20 protein-coding genes and 7 tRNA genes are annotated in these 20,002 nt (G+C 71.7%); 13 read left to right on the top strand and 14 right to left on the bottom strand.

Features of this window, described 5'->3' with window-relative positions:
- On the bottom strand, positions 1-808 hold an 808-nt coding region (locus tag DN069_RS22135; protein ID WP_133260009.1), incomplete at its 3' end, for a serine/threonine-protein kinase.
- A 396-nt stretch (positions 809-1,204) separates the two neighbouring features.
- Between DN069_RS22135 and DN069_RS22130 the strand changes: the two genes are divergently transcribed.
- Entirely contained in the window at positions 1,205-1,390 is a 186-nt protein-coding gene (locus DN069_RS22130; protein ID WP_133260008.1) for a hypothetical protein, read from the top strand.
- A 161-nt stretch (positions 1,391-1,551) separates the two neighbouring features.
- Here the strand turns inward: DN069_RS22130 and DN069_RS22125 are convergent.
- The 5 genes from DN069_RS22125 to DN069_RS22105 all read right to left on the bottom strand — a co-directional run bounded on the left by DN069_RS22125 (position 1,552) and on the right by DN069_RS22105 (position 2,043).
- Positions 1,552-1,626, bottom strand: a tRNA-Val gene (locus DN069_RS22125).
- Positions 1,627-1,677: 51 nt separating this feature from the next.
- Positions 1,678-1,749, bottom strand: a tRNA-Val gene (locus DN069_RS22120).
- Between the two features lie 40 nt (positions 1,750-1,789).
- Positions 1,790-1,861: transfer RNA gene (locus tag DN069_RS22115), tRNA-Val, on the bottom strand.
- A 1-nt stretch (position 1,862) separates the two neighbouring features.
- Positions 1,863-1,936: transfer RNA gene (locus DN069_RS22110), tRNA-Cys, on the bottom strand.
- Between the two features lie 34 nt (positions 1,937-1,970).
- A tRNA-Gly gene (locus DN069_RS22105) sits at positions 1,971-2,043 on the bottom strand.
- Positions 2,044-2,269: 226 nt separating this feature from the next.
- Between DN069_RS22105 and DN069_RS22100 the strand changes: the two genes are divergently transcribed.
- The 3 genes from DN069_RS22100 to DN069_RS22090 all read left to right on the top strand — a co-directional run bounded on the left by DN069_RS22100 (position 2,270) and on the right by DN069_RS22090 (position 5,115).
- Positions 2,270-3,304 (top strand): chorismate-binding protein, encoded by a 1,035-nt coding sequence (locus DN069_RS22100; protein WP_111503471.1) that lies wholly within the window; start codon positions 2,270-2,272, stop codon positions 3,302-3,304.
- A gap of 91 nt (positions 3,305-3,395) precedes the next feature.
- Complete coding sequence (locus DN069_RS22095; protein WP_111503457.1) at positions 3,396-4,217, top strand: aminotransferase class IV; 822 nt, start codon at positions 3,396-3,398, stop codon at positions 4,215-4,217.
- A 49-nt stretch (positions 4,218-4,266) separates the two neighbouring features.
- On the top strand, positions 4,267-5,115 hold the full coding sequence (locus tag DN069_RS22090; protein ID WP_111503455.1) for a GNAT family N-acetyltransferase: 849 nt from the start codon (positions 4,267-4,269) through the stop codon (positions 5,113-5,115).
- Between the two features lie 13 nt (positions 5,116-5,128).
- On the opposite strand, the gene DN069_RS22085 is transcribed toward DN069_RS22090, so the two are convergent.
- Positions 5,129-5,617, bottom strand: a complete 489-nt coding sequence (locus DN069_RS22085; RefSeq protein ID WP_111503453.1) for a DsbA family protein — start codon at positions 5,615-5,617, stop codon at positions 5,129-5,131.
- 68 nt (positions 5,618-5,685) lie between these two features.
- Here DN069_RS22085 and DN069_RS22080 point away from each other — a divergent pair, with 68 nt between their 5' ends.
- Positions 5,686-6,138 (top strand): hypothetical protein, encoded by a 453-nt coding sequence (locus DN069_RS22080; protein ID WP_111503451.1) that lies wholly within the window; start codon positions 5,686-5,688, stop codon positions 6,136-6,138.
- Here the strand turns inward: DN069_RS22080 and DN069_RS40210 are convergent.
- The 3 genes from DN069_RS40210 to DN069_RS22065 form a co-directional block, all read right to left on the bottom strand.
- On the bottom strand, positions 6,119-7,219 hold the full coding sequence (locus tag DN069_RS40210; protein ID WP_165845593.1) for a low temperature requirement protein A: 1,101 nt from the start codon (positions 7,217-7,219) through the stop codon (positions 6,119-6,121). The genes DN069_RS22080 and DN069_RS40210 overlap by 20 nt on opposite strands.
- 47 nt (positions 7,220-7,266) lie before the next feature.
- Positions 7,267-7,857 (bottom strand): CGNR zinc finger domain-containing protein, encoded by a 591-nt coding sequence (locus DN069_RS40205; protein WP_111503449.1) that lies wholly within the window; start codon positions 7,855-7,857, stop codon positions 7,267-7,269.
- A 292-nt stretch (positions 7,858-8,149) separates the two neighbouring features.
- Positions 8,150-8,563, bottom strand: coding sequence for an SsgA family sporulation/cell division regulator (locus tag DN069_RS22065; protein ID WP_034091203.1), 414 nt, complete (start codon positions 8,561-8,563; stop codon positions 8,150-8,152).
- A 286-nt stretch (positions 8,564-8,849) separates the two neighbouring features.
- Between DN069_RS22065 and DN069_RS22060 the strand changes: the two genes are divergently transcribed.
- Positions 8,850-8,921: transfer RNA gene (locus DN069_RS22060), tRNA-Val, on the top strand.
- 109 nt (positions 8,922-9,030) lie between these two features.
- Here the strand turns inward: DN069_RS22060 and DN069_RS22055 are convergent.
- The gene (locus DN069_RS22055; RefSeq protein WP_165845592.1) at positions 9,031-9,468 is read right to left on the bottom strand and encodes a cysteine hydrolase family protein; all 438 of its coding nucleotides are present in this window, start codon (positions 9,466-9,468) and stop codon (positions 9,031-9,033) included.
- A gap of 106 nt (positions 9,469-9,574) precedes the next feature.
- Here DN069_RS22055 and DN069_RS22050 point away from each other — a divergent pair.
- Positions 9,575-9,646 (top strand) — tRNA-Val (locus tag DN069_RS22050).
- A 62-nt stretch (positions 9,647-9,708) separates the two neighbouring features.
- Here DN069_RS22050 and DN069_RS22045 read toward each other — a convergent pair.
- On the bottom strand, positions 9,709-10,434 hold the full coding sequence (locus DN069_RS22045; protein ID WP_111503445.1) for an exonuclease domain-containing protein: 726 nt from the start codon (positions 10,432-10,434) through the stop codon (positions 9,709-9,711).
- A gap of 213 nt (positions 10,435-10,647) precedes the next feature.
- Between DN069_RS22045 and DN069_RS22040 the strand changes: the two genes are divergently transcribed.
- The 5 genes from DN069_RS22040 (at position 10,648) to DN069_RS40200 (ending at position 15,610) form a co-directional block, all read left to right on the top strand.
- Positions 10,648-11,211 (top strand): DUF4365 domain-containing protein, encoded by a 564-nt coding sequence (locus DN069_RS22040; RefSeq protein WP_111503443.1) that lies wholly within the window; start codon positions 10,648-10,650, stop codon positions 11,209-11,211.
- Between the two features lie 88 nt (positions 11,212-11,299).
- A complete protein-coding gene (locus tag DN069_RS22035; RefSeq protein ID WP_243639560.1) occupies positions 11,300-12,535 on the top strand; it encodes a hypothetical protein in 1,236 nt (411 codons plus the stop codon).
- Between the two features lie 248 nt (positions 12,536-12,783).
- The gene (gene thrS / locus DN069_RS22030; RefSeq protein ID WP_111503441.1) at positions 12,784-14,760 is read left to right on the top strand and encodes a threonine--tRNA ligase; all 1,977 of its coding nucleotides are present in this window, start codon (positions 12,784-12,786) and stop codon (positions 14,758-14,760) included.
- Between the two features lie 73 nt (positions 14,761-14,833).
- The gene (locus DN069_RS22025; RefSeq protein ID WP_207892225.1) at positions 14,834-15,391 is read left to right on the top strand and encodes an HIT family protein; all 558 of its coding nucleotides are present in this window, start codon (positions 14,834-14,836) and stop codon (positions 15,389-15,391) included.
- A gap of 60 nt (positions 15,392-15,451) precedes the next feature.
- On the top strand, positions 15,452-15,610 hold the full coding sequence (locus DN069_RS40200; protein ID WP_165845591.1) for a hypothetical protein: 159 nt from the start codon (positions 15,452-15,454) through the stop codon (positions 15,608-15,610).
- Here the strand turns inward: DN069_RS40200 and DN069_RS22020 are convergent.
- A complete protein-coding gene (locus DN069_RS22020) occupies positions 15,582-17,219 on the bottom strand; it encodes a hypothetical protein (RefSeq protein ID WP_111503439.1) in 1,638 nt (545 codons plus the stop codon). The two genes, DN069_RS40200 and DN069_RS22020, sit on opposite strands and share 29 nt — an antisense overlap.
- A gap of 98 nt (positions 17,220-17,317) precedes the next feature.
- On the opposite strand from DN069_RS22020, the gene DN069_RS22015 reads away from it, so the two are divergent.
- Positions 17,318-17,725 (top strand): thiol-disulfide oxidoreductase DCC family protein, encoded by a 408-nt coding sequence (locus DN069_RS22015; RefSeq protein ID WP_111503437.1) that lies wholly within the window; start codon positions 17,318-17,320, stop codon positions 17,723-17,725.
- A gap of 74 nt (positions 17,726-17,799) precedes the next feature.
- Here the strand turns inward: DN069_RS22015 and DN069_RS22010 are convergent, their stop codons facing one another.
- Positions 17,800-19,950: an elongation factor G-like protein EF-G2 gene (locus tag DN069_RS22010; protein ID WP_111503435.1), complete on the bottom strand. Its 2,151-nt coding sequence runs from the start codon at positions 19,948-19,950 to the stop codon at positions 17,800-17,802.
- Positions 19,951-20,002: the final 52 nt, after the last annotated feature.

Here is a 20,002-nt window from a genome sequence, read left to right as displayed (position 1 = left end):
CGCCGCGCGCGGCGAGCTCCCGCAGCCGCTCGTGGACCTGGGCCGGAGTGGGCCGCTCCGCCGGGTCCTTGGCCAGGCAGGAGCGCAGCAGCGGGGCCAGCGCCGCCGGAACACCCGTCAGATCCGGTTCCTCGTGCACCACCCGGTACAGCATCACCTCGGAGCTGCCGGAGCCGAAGGGTGTGTCGCCGGTCGCCGCGTAGGCGAGCGTGCTGCCGAGCGCGAAGACGTCCGTCGCTCCCGTCACCGCCACGCCGCGCACCTGCTCGGGTGCGAGGAAGCCGGGGGAGCCGACGGCGGTGCCGACGTGGGTGAGCGTGCTCGCGCCGCTGGACCAGGCGATGCCGAAGTCGATGATCCGCGGGCCCTTGGGGGAGAGCAGGATGTTCGACGGCTTGAGGTCACGGTGCACCACGCCGGCCTCGTGCACCTGGACCAGGCCGTCGGCCAGGGCCGAGCCGATCGCGGCGACCTCCGCCCACGGCAGCGGGCCCTCGTCCCCGACCCGGGCGTAGAGCGAGGGGCCGGGCACGTAGACGGTGGCCAGCCAGGGGCGCTCGGCCTCGATGTCGGAGGAGACCAGCCGCGCGATGCAGCCGCCCCGGATCCGCGCTGCCGCGGCGACCTCCCGCGCGAAGCGGGTGCGGAACTCGGAGTCCTCGGCCAGCTCGGCGCGGATCAGCTTGAGGGCGACCTTCTGCCCCTTGCGGTCCGACCCGAGGTAGACGACCCCCATGCCGCCCGCGCCCAGCCTGCGGTGCAGGCGATAGGGCCCGACGAGTCGCGGGTCCTCGCGCCGGAGCCGCATCTTCGTCACATTGCCGTCCCACCGTCAGGTCCCCGTCGCCGGGGGTGTGCTGGGCATGCCCGAGCACGGATTGCTGATTGCCAGGACCACAGCTTACGGACTGTGCGAGCCGGTGTGCTGATACGCAACGCAGAGTGCGGCGCCCGTCCGGCGCGGGGGGCAGTCAGGGACAACCCTGAGACCGCCCCTGGGGCGCCCTCCGCCTGGGGTAGTAGTCCTCAGGTCGGAGGCTCCTCCCTGGGAGGGCCCGCAGGACCCTGCGCTGGCATGACGACCGGGAAGAAAGGGCCGCCTAACGTTGTTGTTGCGCGGTGGGCGGGACGCTCGTCCCCCGAGGATCCTCGCCTGCCGCGACCAAGAAACAACCCGACCTAGAGGTGGATGGGGGAGTCAGTGATGGCCATGCAGCAGACCGGGAGCCAGCCGCCGCGTCGGCGTCGGGCGACGGGAACCGGCACCAGGAACCCCCTGGTGGCGCTCGCCATCGCGCTGCCCGTCGCCGCGTTGCTCGCCTACGCCTTCGGGGGTTGGCACCAGTTCGCCCTCCAGGCGAACACCATGGTGCAGATGATGAGCCGCTGAGGCGCGCTCCGCTGCACCCCAAGGACCGCGGGTGCGGGTCCGGTCTGTCGGTGAGGGCTGACCGGGCTCGCTCCCGCACTCTCTCGCTTTTCGGCCCGGGGGATGCAGAAGGGCCCCGACGGATCTCTCCGTCGGGGCCCTTCTGACTTTCTGACCTGCGATGGTGCGCGATACTGGGATTGAACCAGTGACCTCTTCCGTGTCAGGGAAGCGCTCTCCCGCTGAGCTAATCGCGCGGGTGGTACTGCGGTGGTACTGCTGTCATGCACAACCCCGTGAGGGGTCAGTGCGCGATACTGGGATTGAACCAGTGACCTCTTCCGTGTCAGGGAAGCGCTCTCCCGCTGAGCTAATCGCGCGGGTGGTACTGCTGTCATGCACAACCCTGTGAGGGGTCAGTGCGCGATACTGGGATTGAACCAGTGACCTCTTCCGTGTCAGGGAAGCGCTCTCCCGCTGAGCTAATCGCGCATGGAGGTGGAGACGGGATTTGAACCCGTGTACACGGCTTTGCAGGCCGTTGCCTCGCCTCTCGGCCACTCCACCGAGGCGGGGGGTCGACAGGCAACCCCCTACTCAGAGCGGACGACGGGATTCGAACCCGCGACCCTCACCTTGGCAAGGTGATGCTCTACCAACTGAGCCACGTCCGCGTGATCTCCGTTCGGCCTCCCGCTTTTATTCCCGCGGTCCGCGTCCCGGCGACGTGTTGAACTCTAGCGGATTCCGGGCCCAGCTCAAATTCCGTATCCCCTGCGTGCCGCACCCAGGCCCCTCCCCAGCGGCGCTCCGGCCTGCGGAGACCTAGACTTCCGCCACCGCCGCATTCGCACAGGAGTCAGAACCGACGTGACCCAGCACCCCTCCGCCACCCCAGCCATGGCCCGCTTCGCGGGGCGGGTCGCGACCGGGCTGCGGGAGGTCAGTCATGATCCGGCGGTGCTGGAGGGGTCGGGATTCTGGGCGGTCGTCGCGGATTTCGAGGGCGGGATCACCTGCGCGCGGTTCGCGGACGTGCGGGCCGAGGAATCGTTTCCCCGCGCCGATCCCGCCGGCTGGCTCGGCCCCGAGCGCGCGGCCTGGCACAGCTCGCTCGACCGTGACGCCTACGTCTACGGCGTGCGCAGTATCCGCGAGTACATCGCCGCCGGCGAGGTCTACCAGGCGAACCTCTGCCGAATCCTGAGCGCGCCCCTGCCGGACCCCGCCCGCGCCGACGTGGACGCGCTGACGACGCGTCTGGCCCACGGCAACCCGGCCCCCTACGCGGGCACGGTCCGGCTCCCCGACCACGGCGTCGAGGTCGCCACCGCCTCCCCGGAGCTGTTCCTGCGCCGCACCGGCGCGGTCGTCCTCTCCGGCCCGATCAAGGGCACCGGCCGCACCGAGGCCGACCTGCTGGAGAAGGACTTCGCCGAGAACGTCATGATCGTCGACCTGGTCCGCAACGACGTCTCGCGCGTCTGCGCGACCGGCACGGTGACCGTGCCGGACCTGTGCGCGGTGGAGAAGCACCCCGGCCTGGTCCACCTCGTCTCCACCGTCCAGGGCGAGCTCCGCCCGGACGCGGGCTGGCCCGAGCTGTTCGACGCGGCCTTCCCGCCCGGCTCTGTCACCGGCGCACCCAAGAGCAGCGCGCTGCGGATCATCGAGGAGCTGGAGACCGCGCCCCGCGGCCCCTACTGCGGTGCGGTCGGCTGGGTCGACGCCGACCGCGGCGTCGGCGAACTCGCGGTGGGCATCCGCACGTTCTGGGTCGAGCGCGGCCCGGTGGGCGAGGCGACGGTCCGCTTCGGAACGGGCGCGGGCATCACCTGGGGCTCGGACCCCGACCGCGAGTGGGACGAGACGGAGCTCAAGGCCTCACGGCTGCTCGCCGTCGCCTCCGGGGAATCGACCGCACCCCGGAGCTGAGCGCGGCCACGCCACTAGGATCGAGGCAGTGAGATCACGGCAGGGAGATCACGAAAGTGACTTGCCCCGGCCCACAGCGAGGAGAGCGACCGTGCGCATCTGGGTCAACGGAGCGCTGGCGGACCCCGCCGACGCGACCGTGTCCGTGCTGGACCACGGCATGACGGTCGGCGACGGCGTCTTCGAGACGGTCAAGGCCGTCGAAGGGCGGCCCTTCGCGCTGCAGCGGCACCTCGACCGGCTGGACCGTTCCGCCCGCGGGCTCGGGCTGCCCGCGCCCGACCGGGCCGAGGTCGAGCGGGCCTGCGCGGCCGTGCTGGAGGCCAACCCCGTCGCGTTGGGCCGGCTGCGGATCACCTACACCGGCGGCCTCGCGCCACTCGGCTCGGACCGCGGCGACGCCCCCGCGACGCTGGTCATCGCCGTCGGCGAGACGCCGCGGCGGCCGGACACCGCGGCCGTCGTCACTGTCCCGTGGACCCGCAACGAGCACGGCGCGACCGCCGGGCTGAAGACCACCTCGTACGCCGAGAACGTCGTCGCGCTGGCCCGCGCGCACGAGCAGGGCGCGAGTGAGGCGCTGCTCGCCAACACCGCCGGCCGGCTCTGCGAGGGCACCGGCTCCAACGTCTTCGTGGTCCTGGGCGGCCGGCTGCTCACCCCGCCGCTGACCTCCGGCTGCCTCGCGGGCATCACCCGCGCCCTGGTCCTGGAGTGGACGGACGCCGAGGAGGCGGACCTGCCGGCCTCGGTACTGGAGGAGGCCGAGGAGGTCTTCCTCACCGGCACCCTGCGTGACGTCCAGGCCGTGGCCCGGATCGACCAGCGGGACCTGCCGGGCGCGCCGGGCCCGGTCACGGCCAAGGCCATGGCGATCTTCGCTGAGCGGATGGCCGCCGATTTCGAGCCCTGACGGTCCGCCGGCCTTTGCCCCGTCTCCGCGCGTCTGTGAGGAATCCCGCTTGACCACCACCCTGCGGCCGACCGGCCCGGAACGCACCGATGCCCGCGGCACCCGCGAGCGCTCCTACGCGATCTGCGTCAACGGCCGCGAGGTCGGCGGCGTGCGGCTCGAGGCGTCACCGGACGGCGTCGGCCAGATCTACGGGCTCCTGGTGAACGAGCCGGACCGCGGCCGAGGACGCGGCACCATCGCGGTTCTGGCCGGGGAGGAGATCCTGCGCGCCTGGGGCTGCACCCGGTCCGAGGGCTCCGTCATCGGTGAGGAGGGCCCGGTCGTCGACCGGTCGCTGCGCTGGATGCGGAACCTCGGATACCTGTTGACCGCGCGCAACATGGTCAAGTCCCTCCCGGTCACGCCGCCGGAGCTGCCGACCGGACTCACCTCCCGGCCGATGGCGGCGGCGGAGTTCGCGGCGTGGCACGACGAGCAGGTCGGCGGCTACGCCGAGAGGCTGGTCCAGCACACCGGGCTCACGCCGGAGCAGGGCAGGGCCAAGTCGGTGGCGGACCACACCCGGCTGCTCCCGCAGGGCCTGGACACCCCCGGCGTCTCGATCACCCGCCTGCTCGCGGAGGACGAGGTGGTGGGCACCATCTGGGTCTCCGCCCCGGCCCCGCTGCAGCCCTCCGACGAGCGGCCCGCGTGGGTCTACAAGGTCGAGGTCGCCGAGCCGTTCCGGGGGCGCGGCCACGGGCGTGCCCTGATGCTCCTCGCGGAGCAGGTCACCCTCGCCGCGGGCCTGCACGACCTCGCCCTCAACGTCCATGCGGGCAACACCCCGGCGGAACGCCTCTACGAGTCCCTCGGCTACCGCACCTTCCGCTGGGCGGTGGGCAAGGAACTCTGAGTCGGCCTGTGACTCAGCCCAGCAGGGACTCGATCCGCTCGCGCAGGCCCTCCTGGCTCTTCGAGCCGTCCAGCACCTTGCCCGCGACCACGTAGGTCGGCGTGCCCTTGACGCCGATCGCCTTGCCCTCGGCGTGGTCTGCCTCGACGGTGAAGCTGTGGCGGCCGTCGATCAGGGCGGTGTCCAGCTCCTCGCCGTCCAGACCCAGCTCGCCCGCCAGCTTGACCAGGAAGCCCGTGCCGCCGCGGTCCAGCTCCTCGATCCGGCCGAGCAGCGCCTCCACGTACGGCCAGCCCTGGCCCTGCGCGAACGCCTCCTCCGCGGCCTCGGCGGCCGGGAAGGCGAACTTGTGCTTCTCCAGCGGGAAGTGCCGCACCACGACGTCGACGCCGTCACCGTGCGCGGCGCGCAGCGCACGGACGTCGTCGAGCGCGGTCGCGCAGTCGGGGCACTGGAGGTCGCACCAGAACTCGACGGTCCGGGGCGTGGAACTTTCGGTCATGCTCGCAAGTCTCCCATTGTGGGAAGGATGTCATTGCAGCGGAGGCGCGCAGCAAGGAGAGCACGATCATGACAGCGATCATCTGCATGGCACTCTCGGCCCTCGGCGTCGTGATCGCGGTGACGACCGCCAGTCGGGGCCGGTTCCGGGCCGCGCTGCGCTGGTTGGCCGTGGCGCTGGTGCCGACGGGCCTGTACCTGACGGGCCTGGTCACGGTCTTCCGCAACATCGGCACGACCCTTGCCGACTGGGGCAGCCACCTGGTCTTCGACCCGAAGGTCTGGGTCGGCGTGGTGATGCTCTGCGCCACCGTGCTGCTTCTGCTCGCCACGGGCGTCCGGGCCGGCCGGGGGCGCCGGCGCGGCAAGGAGCAGGGGGAGGTGCCCGCGCGGGGCGGCAAGCCCGGCACGCCGCCCGGACGCGCGGCGGGAGCCGCCCTCCCCGCCAGGAGCGAGGCGCCCACCGCCGACCTCGGCGACTTCTCGGACGTCGAGGAGATCCTCAAGCGCCGCGGGATCTGAGCGCGGACGTCATCCGGGCCCGCTGCTCCCAGGCGACCAGGCCGACGAGCAGCGCCGTCGTCACGGCCAGCGCCGTTCCGCCGCCGGACCAGCGCGAGGCGGGGATCCCGGCGGCGGCGATCGCGACCGCCGCGACCAGGCGGCGCACCGGCCACGCGCCCGCCAGCACCCGATGGAAACAGGCCAGGCCGACGAGGAACAGGCCGACGCCGAGCGGCAGCAGAACGGCGGAGAGCTCGTGCAGCGGACGGCCGAAGGAGTCCAGCGACTTCTGCATGCCGACCGCCGTGACCGCGATCCCGAAGATCAGCCCCAGGTAGGAGTACCCGAAGGACCACAGCGCCGCGTGCGGGCGCCGTTCGACCGGGATGAGCTCCAGCAGCCCGGCGCTGTCCTCCTCCTCGCGGTCGAAGTAGAGCCACCACATCGCGGCGCTCGCGGCCAGCGCGAGCAGCGAGCCGAGCAGCACGGTGGTCAGGTCGTCGAGATGGCTCGCCGCGGCGCCGACCTCGGTGATGGACTCGCCGAGCACGATGATCACGGCGAGCCCGTGCCGCTCGACGAAGTGGCCGACACCCACCGTGAAGCCGCCGACGCCCGACACGAACGGGGTCACCCACTCCATCAGGCAGGCCAGCGCCCACACCCAGGCGCGGTGGTCGGCCGGGACGAACCCGGCCGCGAGCACCACCAGGGCGCTGGCGAAGTTGTAGGGGCCGATCCGGTGGATGCCGCGCCGGCCGGAGGTGCGCAGGAAGCCGACGAAGTGCACCGACACCACGCCCAGGTAGGCCGCCCCGAAGACCACGCCCCACGGGCCGGGCCCGCCGGCGCGCGGCACGGCCAGTGACATCACGAAGAAGCCCGCGGTGCCGAGCAGCAGGAGCAGCCGCGGGCCGGTGCGGTCCAGGTCGAGCGCGTTGGTCAGCCAGGCGAAGCCCCCGTACATCCACCAGATGATCGTCAGCAGCAGCGCGGAACGCGCCAGACCGCCGAGGTCCGGGTGCTCCACCAGGACACCCGCGATCTGGGTGATGGTGAAGACGAAGACGAGGTCGAAGAAGAGTTCCAGCGACCGCACCGACTCGGCGGGTCCCGCGGGGGAGGGTCTGGCGGACGCGTCCGGTGTCACGACCCGACGCCGACGCCGCGTTCTGCCTCGGCGGGCGGCGCGGTGCGCTGCCGGGCGCGGTAGGCGGCGACGTGCAGCCGGTTGCCGCAGGTGCGGCTGTCGCAGTAGCGACGCGAGCGGTTGCGGGAGAGGTCGACGAAGACCCGGACGCAGTCCGGCGCCTCGCAGTGCCGCAGGCGGTCCCGCTCCCCGGCCACGATCACCAGCGACAGCGCGATCCCGGCCTCGGCGGCCAGCCGGTCGGCCAGGGCCGCGCCGGGCGCGAAGTAGTGCACGTGCCAGTCGTGGCCGTCGTGGTCGGTCAGCCGCGGCGTCGTGCCCGCCCGCGCGATCATCGCGTTGAGCAGCTCGGCGGCCTCCCGGGTGCTCGACGCGTCGAGCACGTCCCAGAACCTCTGCCGCAGCCGGCGCACGGCGTCGAGATCCCCCTGGGTCAGCTGACCGACGTCGCTCATCTCGCGGCGCACCACGAAGCCGCGCAAGGCGGCAAGGTCGGGCAGCCCCTCGTGGCCACCGGCCTTGGGGGAGGTGTTCAGCAGTTCCACCAGCACGTCGAGTGCGCACTCGGTGTCGTGGGTGATCAGCACGGCGGGGCTCCTGGCTCGTCCGTACGTGTCGCGACTGGTTGCGCAGACTCTACATGTCGTGGGTGGGAGTGGTTCATGTCCACGCCGAAGGCGGTGGGCCAACAAGTGCTGTCACGCCGAAGGCGGTGGGCCAACAAGTGCTGTCACGCCGAAGGTGGTGGGCCAACAAGTGCCGTCACGCCGAACATGACGACGCCGCCGCGATCTGTGATCGCGGCGGCGTGTCGTACTGCGCCGCGCGCCCCCGAGTCAGCACGCCTGCGCATCTGTGAAGTGCGTTGTGCAGCCGGCCTCAGCTCTCGGCCAGGATGTGGCTCAGCTCCCTGTCCAGGTCGAAGTGGCGGTGCTCCGTCCCCGGAGGGACGGCGGCATCGGTGCGCTTGAGGAAGGACTCCAGCGCTCGCGCCGGGGCCTCCAGCAGGGCTTCTCCTTCCGGAGAGCTCAGGGCGATGCAGACGACTCCTTGTCCGTGGCTGCGTGAGGGCCACACCCGGACATCGCCGGTCCCGGTCGGCCGGTGCAGCCCCTCCGCGAGGAGGTCGCGGGCGAACACCCAGTCGACGGTCTCGTCGGCGCCCGTGTGGAAGGTGGCGTGCACGGCATAGGGGTCGGCCGTGTCGTAGCGCAGCCCCGCCGGAACGGGGAGGGAAGACTCGCTCGACACGATGAGGCGCAGGTGCAGCTCGCAGCTGACCGTGGTGTTCATAAGCGCCAAGGCCTTTCGCTCAGTGTGCGCTCGGGGATCGCACGTCGGCGAACGGACCATCCCACCTTCGAGCCCGGTGTAAACCCGTCTGTCCGGATTAGTGCGCCGCTGATGCCCCATCTGGCTCAGCAGTCACAGCTGTCACATGCGTCACGAACTTCGCAGCTCGGAGGGGGGAATGGGTCGTCCAGGGACGGTCCTGGGGGCGCTTTTCGGCCACCCCGGCCGACGGCTGTCGGGCGTGCCGGAGCACCGTCCGGCATGCGGTAGTGTTTTCCCTGCGCCCGGGCGATTAGCTCAGTGGGAGAGCGCTTCGTTCACACCGAAGAGGTCACTGGTTCGAACCCAGTATCGCCCACCGGGATCCGAAGGCCCGCAGGTCAGCGACCTGCGGGCCTTCGTCGTCCGCTAATTCCCCCGTCCGGCCCAGCCGAACGCCGGACCGCCGCTCCTGCGCCCGCTCCCGCTCAGTCGAAGGCGACGGCGTCCGCGCCGGCGATCACCGCGCCGGCCCGCGCGAGCTCGTGTTCGATTCGTGGGGCGGCGTCCGGCGCGTAGCCCTCGTGCGCGCCGGAGGCGAGCAGGACGCGGTGGCCGCGCTTGAGCGCGCTGAGGGCCGTGCTTCGGACGGCCTCCTCGCTCCACACCCCCGCCAGGACGATCCGGTGGCCGAGCGGGAGCGCGTCGGAGAGCGCCGAGCCGAGAAAGGCGTCGTCGGCGGTGTGCTCGACGACCTGCTCCTGGGGCCAGGAGCCGAACATCAGCTCCTGTCGGCCCGTCCGCAGATGGACCACCGGCGCGCCCTCGTTGCGGGCTTGGCTGAGCAGCGTCCGCAGGGCGGCGGCCACGGTGGGCGAGAGCAGCATGTCGCGCTGCGCATCGATCAGGACGAGCACGGTGGGCATGTCATCAACATAGCACTGGTGTTCGATTTGTTCGAGGTGCGGCGCCGTGTGTGGGTCCTGGTTTTCCGGCATCGGCCCAGGCAGTGCTAATGTTCTCTGCGTGCCCGGGCGATTAGCTCAGTGGGAGAGCGCTTCGTTCACACCGAAGAGGCCACTGGTTCGAAACCAGTATCGCCCACCCGTGCAGCACCTGAAGGCCCCTCAACTGAGGGGCCTTCAGTCGTTCGGGCAGCACGCCTCTCAGGCGGCGCGGTCGAGTGGCAGGCGCAGCGGCCAGGCCGGCTCGACGTGGGTCGGGGTGCCGCTGCGGGCGAACCACTGCTCCAGGCCCCGTGCTTGGGCCGCGTGCCAGACGGCCTGGCGCAGGTGCAGTTCGGCCGCGCTGAGTCCTTCGAGCCTGCCGTGGTGGCGCCGCCCGATGGCCCGGGTCAACTCCAGGGCGGCGGTGGCGTCCGCGGCGGCGTCGTGCGCGTCGGTCAGCGGCACCGCGTAGTGCTCGCACAGCGCGGTGAGCGTCCGACGGCCCTTGCGGTAGCGGTCGACATGCCGGTCCACCACCCAGGGGTCGACGACCAACAGCGGTGCGCCCGCCAGATACTGACTGAGAGTCAGTCCACGGTGGCGGCGCAGCTCACGGTCCAGCAGGGTCAGGTCGTAGGGGGCGTTCATCACCACCAGCGGTCGCCCCGCGCGAGCGTTTTCGGCCAGTGCCCGGGCCATCTCCTCGACGGCCACGCCCGGCGTGGCGCCGTGTTCGCGTGCCCAGGCGTCGGTGAGGCCGTGCACCGCGGTGGCCTGCGCCGGGATCGGCAGGCCAGGATCGACGGCCCAGTCGCGGCGCCGCACCATCCCGTCCGGCTGCTCCTGGATCACCAGGGAGGCCGTCACGATCCGGTCGTGCTCCACGTCCACGCCGGTGGTCTCGGTGTCGAAGGAGGCCAGCGGCCCCTCGTACCAGAGCGTCATGTCCGACCCCCTGCCGCGCTTCTGTCCCCTTCGCCGTCCGGGTCGGACCGCGAAGCGCTCACGATCGGGTGATACCCGGTCACTTTCCGCGTTCAATCATCGATCTGCCGGGCACTTTCCCGTTTCATGCCACCGGCCCCTGGAAAGACCGAAATTGACGGGGTGTCCGGGGCCGGTCGGACGTCCCCGTCGCCCAGACCGAGAGCGGCAGTGATGGCATTCTCCCTGCCCGAGCCGGCCGAGCGACCGGACGAAGGGCGCACGTTACGCGGCCAACTGGCCGTGACGTCCTGCATGGAGACGCTGCAGGTCGGCTACCTGCACGCGGTGGCCGCGGCGGCGGGTTGCGCGCTGGCCTCGCCCTTTCCCGACAACGGCATCGACTGGCACCTCAGCCACGGCAGTCCGTTCCACGTCGAGGACGACGAGGTGACCATCAAGGTCCAGTTGAAGTGCACCTACCAGATCGCGCCGAATCCCTCCGGGCCGTCCTTCAGCTTCACGCTGGACAACGAGCACCTGCGCAAACTCGCCCACCCCCGGGTCGCGGTGCACAAGATACTCGTCGTCATGCTGGTCCCGCGGCAGGTGGACCAGTGGCTGCTGGCCCGGCCGGACCGGCTGGAGCTGCGGCACTGCTGCTACTGGGTCAATTTGGCCGGCCACCCGGTGACGGGGCGGCGGCGGACGAATGTCCGGATACCGACTCAGCATGTCTTCGACGATCGCGCGCTGTGCGCCATCATGGCGCGTGTGGGGGCGGGCGAACGGCCCTGATCGACCCGATCGAGGGCGACCCCACCGGCCCGGGAGGCGAGGCGTGACAGCCAGGCGGCGTGACACCACGGCAGATGCGGTGACCCCCGTGGGCCGCACCGCCGTCCACGCGCGGGGGCCGCGCGCCCCCCTCGCGGACTCCGACGCGACCGGCGACGACGAGCAGGCCGTGCCCGACGCGACCCGGGTCGACCCGAGCGTGCTCACCACCCTGCTGGCCCGGCACGGCTGGGTCCGCCGCGGCGGATCGGGCGGCCGGTACAGCCGCTGGGCGCCGCCGGACGACCTGGAGCCGGACACCAGCCTGCTGGTACCGGCCGACCGCGGCTTCGACGACAGCGTCGACCTGTTGGAGGAGAGCCTCACGACGCTGGCCCGCTCCGGCGTGCCGTCGGCCCGGGCCATCCTCGCGGCGCTGCTCGTCCCCGGCGACGAGATCCACTGGCGTCGGGAGGTGCCCGGCGTCGGTGGCGCGGTCCCGTGGGGGAGCGAGACGGAGCTGCGCGAGGCGGCGACCGCGATGCTGGCGGCCGCGGCCAAGGCCGGCCGCGCCCGCTGCGCCTACTTCGGCGCCCGGCTGGACCGCCACGCCGCCCGCTTCCTGGACCGCGTCCTGGTCGTCGCGCCCGGGACGGGCGCGGGGCTGCTCACCGCCTACACCCCGGCGCCGGCCGAGCGCCCCGCCGCGACCACCCTCGTGCTCGCCCTGGAGGCGCTGCGCGAAGCCGTCGACCTGCAGCGGGCGACCGGTCAGACGGAAGCGTTCGACAACGGCGTCCGACTGGGGCTGAGCCGCGAGCTGATCGCCTCCGTCGTGCTGCTGGTGCGCGGCAGCGAGGGCGTGCGGGTCAGCCTGCACTGGTCCGCGCAGGTCGGACCACCCCCGGGCTTCGGCAGCCGCCGCCCGGTGGTCGAGTTCTCGCCCGGCGACCTGCCCGCGCTGGAGGCCGCGGCGGAGCGCCTGGAGCGCAGCGAGCCCGCGGTCGAGGTGGAGCTCACCGGCGCGGTGGTCCGCCTCAAACGCGCCGTCCCCGGCGGCGAGGGCACGGTCCGGCTGCGCGTCCTGAGCGGCGCGGACGTGGACGAGGTCCGCGTCAAGCTCGCCGACGCCGATTACCGCGTCGCGATCGCCGCGCACCTGGACGGGACGCCCGTCCGGTTGCTGGGCCGGCTGGAACGCAAGGGCGGCTTCCGCAGGGTCGCGGCCGCGCGCGACGTGACCCCGGTCGAACTCGACGAAGCGGAACGCGACCGCCTCGCCAAAACGCTCCGCCTCCGCGCGGGCTCCGCCCCCGAGGCGGATGCCGAGGACGAGACGGACTGATGCCCTGTCCGGGGGCGCGCGTAACTGCGCGACAAGCCACCCTGGGTCTTGATATCCCGAGCGCCCAGGGCCGTCCGCCCCCAGCCTTCGGCTGGGGGACCCCGATGGGTGGGTACGCGCGCGGTTCCCCGCGCCCCTTGCGTGCTGCAACCGGGCGCGGGAGCGAATCCTGGCGCGGGGTCGGTACCATCGTGATCGCAGCGTCGACAGCTGCGCTTCCGTGAGGTACCGAGAGTCAGGAGAGTCCGGTGTCGGACGTCCGTGTGGTCATCAGTCGCGAACCCGATCGGGAAGACCGCGTGGTGACGACGGGCACGACGGCCGCCGAGCTCTTCGAGGGCCAGCGCGCCGTCGTCGCCGCCAAGGTCGGCGGCGAGCTGAAGGACCTCACCTATGTCGTGCAGGACGGCGACGAGGTCGAGCCGGTCGAGATCACCAGCGAGGACGGCCTCAACATCCTGCGCCACTCCACCGCGCACGTGATGGCCCAGGCCGTGCAGGAGGTCTTCCCGGAGGCCAAGCTCGGCATCGGCCCGCCGATCAAGGACGGCTTCTACTACGACTTCGACGTCGAGAAGCCGTTCACTCCCGAGGACCTCAAGGTCATCGAGAAGAAGATGCAGGAGATCCAGAAGCGCGGCCAGCGCTTCCAGCGCCGCGTGGTGACCGAGGACGCCGCCCGCGAGGAGCTGGCGAGCGAGCCGTACAAGCTGGAGCTGATCGGCCTCAAGGGCTCCGCGAGCTCCGAGGACGGCGCGAACGTCGAGGTGGGCGGCGGCGAGCTGACCATCTACGACAACCTGGACGCCAAGACCGGCGAGCTCTGCTGGAAGGACCTCTGCCGCGGTCCGCACCTGCCCAGCACCCGCCTGATCCCGGCCTTCAAGCTGATGCGCAACGCCGCCGCGTACTGGCGCGGCAGCGAGAAGAACCCGATGCTGCAGCGCATCTACGGCACCGCCTGGCCGTCCAAGGACGAGCTGAAGGCGTACCTCGACTTCCTCGAGGAGGCCGAGAAGCGCGACCACCGCAAGCTCGGCGCCGAGCTGGACCTCTTCTCCATCCCGGAGCAGATCGGTTCCGGCCTCGCGGTCTTCCACCCCAAGGGCGGCATCATCCGCCGCGCGATGGAGGACTACTCGCGCACGCGGCACGAGCAGGCGGGCTACGAGTTCGTCTACACCCCGCACGCCACCAAGGGCACCCTGTTCGAGCAGTCGGGCCACCTGGACTGGTACGCCGACGGCATGTACCCGCCCATGCAGCTCGACGAGGGCGTGGACTACTACCTCAAGCCCATGAACTGCCCGATGCACAACCTGATCTTCGACGCGCGTGGCCGCTCCTACCGTGAGCTGCCGCTGCGCCTGTTCGAGTTCGGCACCGTGTACCGGTACGAGAAGTCGGGCGTGGTGCACGGCCTGACCCGCGCCCGCGGTTTCACCCAGGACGACGCGCACATCTACTGCACCAAGGAGCAGATGGCGGACGAGCTCGACTCGCTGCTGACCTTCGTGCTGGACCTGCTGCGCGACTACGGCCTGAACGACTTCTACCTGGAGCTCTCCACCAAGGACCCGGAGAAGTACATCGGGTCGGACGAGGTCTGGGAGGAGGCGACCGAGACGCTGCGCAAGGCCGCCGAGAAGCAGGGCCTCCCGCTGGTCCCGGACCCGGGTGGCGCGGCCTTCTACGGCCCCAAGATCTCCGTCCAGGCCAAGGACGCGATCGGCCGCACCTGGCAGATGTCGACCATCCAGGTCGACTTCAACCTGCCGGAGCGCTTCGACCTCGAGTACACGGCCCCGGACGGCTCGCGCCAGCGTCCCGTCATGATCCACCGCGCGCTGTTCGGCTCGATCGAGCGCTTCTTCGCGGTGCTGCTGGAGCACTACGCCGGCGCGATGCCGCCGTGGCTGGCTCCGGTCCAGGCGGTCGGCATCCCGATCGGCGACGCCCACGTCGAGTACCTGCAGGAGTTCGCCCGCGAGGCGAAGGCCAAGGGCCTGCGTGTGGACGTGGACGCCTCGGGTGACCGGATGCAGAAGAAGATCCGCAACCACCAGAAGCTCAAGACGCCGTTCATGATCATCGTCGGCGACGAGGACATGGCGGCCGGCACGGTCTCCTTCCGCTACCGTGACGGCTCCCAGGAGAACGGCGTCTCCCGCGCCGACGCCCTGGCCAAGCTGGTCGACGTGGTCGAGCGCAGGGTTCAGGTCTGAGCAGCGGCCAGGTCTGATCCTGCTCCACTGCTGTGATCGTGAGGGCGGTCCCGACGGGACCGCCCTCGCGTCTATGCTGATCAGCATGACGACGGAGCCGGAACAGCAGTACGGAGCGGGCGCCCCCGACGGGTTCGGGCGCCTGTGGACCCCGCATCGGATGGCCTACATCCAGGGCGAGTCCAAGCCCACCGGCCCGGCCCCGGACGACGGCTGCCCGTTCTGCGCGATCCCGGCCATGACGGACGAGGACGGCCTCGTCGTCCGCCGCGGTGTCCACGCCTACGCGGTCCTCAACAAGTACCCGTACAACGGCGGCCACTTGATGGCCGTCCCGTACCGCCACGTCGCCGACTACACCGACCTGACGGCGGACGAGACGGTCGAGATCGCCGAACTCACCAAGCAGGCCATGACGGCCCTCCGCGCCGCCTCCAACGCCCACGGTTTCAACATCGGCATCAACCAGGGCTCCGCCGGCGGCGCCGGCATCGCCGCCCACCTCCACCAGCACGTCGTCCCCCGCTGGGGCGGCGACACCAACTTCATGCCGGTGGTCGGCCACGTCAAGGTGCTCCCACAGATGCTCGGCGACACCCGCAAGTTGATCGCCGACGCCTGGCCGGAGTGATCCACCGGCTGGACTCCGACCCGCGCACGGTGCCCGTACAAGCGCCACGACCGCCACGGCGTGAGCGCTGCGGACGTCCACCAACTGCTCAGCTACAGCGCCGGCTACACCTCGGCGGCCGCTCCCGCGTCGGTCATCGTGCACCCGCAGCCCGACCGCCACGCCCACTCCTGTCGGCGCTGGGCCGAGATCAGTCCGCGTCGTAGACGTCGGCCTTGAAGGGGCGGACGCCCTGGACCTCGGCGCCGAGGAGTTGCGAGCGGGCCTGGAAGCGTTCGAGGTTGACGTCGTGGTCCGCGAGGAGCTCCATCGTGCCCGCGTGGCAGGCGCGGAGGAACGGGGTGGCCACGCGGATCGCGTCGTCCGCCATGAAGCGGTGGGTCCACGGCCGGCCCGCCCACGCGGAGCGGATGCCGAAGGGCTCCGGGAGCTTGACCGAGCCGCCGAGCCAGTTGAGCAGCGTCGCGCTCCACGGCCAGGTGAACGGCGCGCGGGTGGCGAGGCGGACGACCTCGGCGTTGTCCACGATGGGCAGCTGGATCGTCACCTCCTCCCAGAACTTGCCCCGCTTGGCCACCGTCTTCTCCGGCGGCGCCGCCTTCTTGCCGAAGAGCGGGTTGACCGGGCCGAGCGCGTGCCCGGTCACCTCGATGCGCAGCGTGTCGTGCAGGACGGAGACGTTCGCCATCAGGGTGACGATCAACTGCCCGTTCCAGAGCACGAACTGGGCGCCGAGGTAGTGGCGCGGGCCCTCGCCGAAGGTCTGCTTGTTCGCCAGGTCGGCGACCGCGACCGAGCGCATCCGGTGCCCGTCCATGTCCGGCCCCGCGGGGCGGGAGATCTCGTCGGCGCCCTCGCCGACCGGCAGCAGCACCCAGTGGTCCACCCGGACACCCGGGATGCCGCCCTCGGCGACCGCGCTGCGCCCGAGCCGGTGCAGATGCTCCTCGATCTTGCGGATCAGGTCGAAGTTGTGGAACGGCCGGATCTCCTGGTGCCCCTCCGCCGGGGTCAGCTGCTCCGCCAGGCTCCACGAGCCCCAGCGCGGCCCGATCCCGAGGATGCCCTTCGCGCCCGCGTAGTGCCCGATGTTGGTGTCCTGCTCGGCCAGCAGCTCCGCCAGCCGCATCCGCTGGTTCTCCGCCTTGTGGTCGTCCGGCCCCTTCGGCACCGCACCGGGCACGGTCGGACCGACCGCGGTGCCGTCCAGCAGCCCGTTCCACCGGTCGCGCAGCTTCTGCGCGGTGTTGAGGCAGATCCGCCGCGCCAGGTACCAGCCGACCAGCGGCACGATCGTCATCACCCGCAGGTACATCCCCCAGAACCCGGTGACGCTCCCCGGATGCCACGCCAGCAGGCCCGCGATGAGCACGACCACGACGATGCCGAGGTTCTGGTACAGCTCGCGGCTCTTCTCCGGCGCGCGCCGGGCCAGCTCGAACACCAGCAGCCACAGCAGCGTGCCGGGCAGGAACAGCAGCCCGAACACCACCGCGACCAGCGTGAGCTGCTTGTCCCGCTGGTGCCGGACGTCCTCCGCCTCCAGCGCGTGCTCGACGACGATGCGCGGCTGCAGCCCGTACGACGGCACGATCGGCTTGCGCTTGACGCTCAGCGTGCGCGCGATCAGCGCCTCGCAGAAGGCCTCGCCCAGGTTCGGGGCGAGCAGCTTGATCCGCCCCGGCTTGGACTTGGTCTCCGGATGCAGATCCACCAGCTGTTTGAAGTCGCCGTCCCGGTAGGCCATGGACGACAGGGAGGTCGTGGCCCCGGAGCTCGGCGACGGGTCGGTCCGCAGCACCTGGGGCCCGAAGGGTCCATCGCTCATCGTCGCGGTTCCTCCCCTGAACGCGTGTCAACGGGCGTGCGCTGTCAGCGTATCGCTGTGGATCACGCCATGTCAGCGGGAGCTGCGACAATACGGATATGGACATCACCGCGGGCACGCCGGTCCTGATCTTCGACGGCGACTGTGCGTTCTGCACATCTTCCCTGCAGTTCGGCGAGCGCCTGCTGGGTACGGACGGCTGGGCGTCGATCCCGTTCCAGTTCGCCGACATGGACGCGCTCGCGGCGTTCACCGGCGGCGCGGCCACGCGCGAGCGCGCTGAACGCGAGATCCTCTGGATCACCCCCACGGGCCAGGTCCACGGCGGCGCGGACGCGGCCGCGAAGGTCCTGCTGCGCACCCGCCGGGTGCCGTGGGTCCTCCTCGGCGCGACCGCGCTCCTCCCGGGCGTCCGGGTGGCCACGGCGGCGCTCTACCGTCTCGTCGCCGCGAACCGCCACCGTCTGCCAGGGGGAACGCCCGCCTGCGCGCTCGGGCCCCGCTAGGGCGCCTGTCGGCGCCGGGGACACCCGAGGGGCGCGGTTCCCCGCGCCCCTGGCGTGCTGCCACCGGCTGATGATCACTTCTCCGCGGCTCTGAGCACCTTGTGCGAGATCGCCTCCGGGAGGGTTTCGTGGCGGGCGTAGGCGCGGGTGAAGGAGCCGGCGCCGTGGCTGAGGCTGCGGAGGTCGACGGCGTAGCGGACGATCTCGAGTTCCGGGACCTCCGCGTGGACCGCGGTCCTCCCGCCCGTGCCGACAGGCTCCGTGCCGAGGACGCGGCCGCGGCGGCTGGAGAGGTCGCTGAGGACGGCGCCCACGTAGTCGTCGGGGACGAGGACGTGGACCTCCGCCACGGGCTCCAGCAGCCGGACGTTGTCCGTCGCGGCCTCCCGGAGGGCCAGCGCGCCGGCGGTCTGGAACGCGGCGTCGGAGGAGTCGACGGAGTGGGCCTTGCCGTCGACCAGTGTGACCTTCACGTCGACCAGCGGGAACCCCGCCGCGACCCCGCGGGCCAGCTGCGCGCGGACGCCCTTCTCCACCGAAGGGATGAACTGGCGCGGGACCGCGCCGCCCACCACCTTGTCGACGAACTCGAAGCCGCTCCCGGTGGGCAGCGGCTCGACCTCGATCTCGCAGATGGCGTACTGGCCGTGGCCGCCGGACTGCTTCACGTGGCGGCCGCGTCCGGTCGCGTGGCCGGCGATGGTCTCGCGGAACGGGACGATGTAGTCGACGGTGTCGATGTGGACGCCGAACCGGCCGCGCAGGCGCTCCAGCATGACGTCGGCGTGGGCCTCGCCGAGGCACCACAGGACCAGCTGCCGGGTCTCCGGGTTCTGCTCCAGGCGGAGTGTGGGGTCCTCCGCCGCGAGGCGGGCGAGGCCCTGGGAGAGCTTGTCCTCGTCGGCCTTGCTGTGGGCCGCGATGGCGACGGGCAGCAGCGGCTCGGGGAGTGCCCAGTGGTCGAGGCCCACGTGGTGGTCGGGGAGGCTGAGGGTGTCCTCGGTGATGCCGTGGGTGAGCTTGGCGACGCAGACGATGTCGCCGGCGACGGCCTGCGGGACGGGGCGGAGCGTCTTGCCGAAGGGGGAGGAGAGCGCGCCGACGCGCTCGTCGGTGTCCGCGTCGGCCATGTGGACCTGGCCGTCGGGGCGCAGCGTGCCGGAGAAGATGCGGCAGAGGGTGAGCCGGCCGACGTACGGGTCGGAGGTGACCTTCAGGACCTGTGCCACCAGCGGCCCCGCCGGGTCGCAGCCGAGGGCCTCCTCGCCCTCGTGGACGGGGGTGACGTGCTCGACCGGCGAGGGGAACGCCGAGGTGATCAGCTCCAGCAGCTCCGCCGTGCCGATGCCCTCCTTGGAGCCCTCGGCCGCGGGGAGGACGGCGATGACGGGGTGGAAGTGGCCGCGTGCGACGGCGCTCTCCAGGTCGTCGATGACGGTCTTGGTGTCGATGGTCTCGCCGCCGAGGTAGCGGTCCATCAACGTCTCGTCCTCGCTCTCGGTGATGACGGCCTCGATCAGCCGCTCCCGTGCGGGGCCGATCTCCGTGGTGAGCTCGGGGCCGGCGTCGGTCTCGACGCGCTTCCCGCTCGCGTAGTCGTAGCGGCGGCGGCTGAGCAGGCCGACCAGGCCGGTCGCGGTGGGGGTGCCGTCGGAGCCGGGCGGGCCGTCGCGCAGCGGCTGGTAGAGCGGCAGGACCGAGTCGGGGGCCTCCGGGGCGAACGCCTCGCGGCAGCGTTCGACGGTGGTGTCGAAGTCGGCCTGGGGGGCGTCCAGCTTGGTGACGAGCAGGGCGCGGGGCATGTTCACCGCGGCGCACTCGTCCCACAGGCCGCGGGTGGCGCCGTCGATCCCCTCGTTGGCCGGGACGACGAAGAGCGCGGCGTCGGCGGCTCGGAGTCCGGCCCGCAGCTCGCCGGTGAAGTCGGCGTAGCCGGGGGTGTCCAGCAGGTTGATCTTGAAGCCCGCGTGTTCCAGCGGGACGAGCGAGAGCTGGACCGAGCGCTGCTGGCGGTGCTCGATCTCGTCGTAGTCGGAGACGGTCGTGCCGTCCTGAACCCGGCCGGCCCGGTTGATCGCCCCTGTGGCCAGGGCGAGGGTCTCGGCGATCGTCGTCTTCCCCGCTCCGCTGTGGCCGACCAGCACCACGTTCCGAATCTGCTCGGGCCGGTCGGCCGACGGTGCCCTGCCGGCGGCCCCTGAGGCGTTGCTCGACTTGTCAGCCATGATCGTGATCTCCTCCCGCACACGCGCTTGAGGGACGCCACGGGGCCCGCGC

Source organism: Streptacidiphilus pinicola, from assembly GCF_003258295.1.
In the GTDB taxonomy this organism is placed as follows: Bacteria; Actinomycetota; Actinomycetes; order Streptomycetales; family Streptomycetaceae; genus Streptacidiphilus; species Streptacidiphilus pinicola.
Note: the sequence above shows the minus strand (reverse complement) of the source record. Positions and strands in the feature narration are given on the sequence as shown.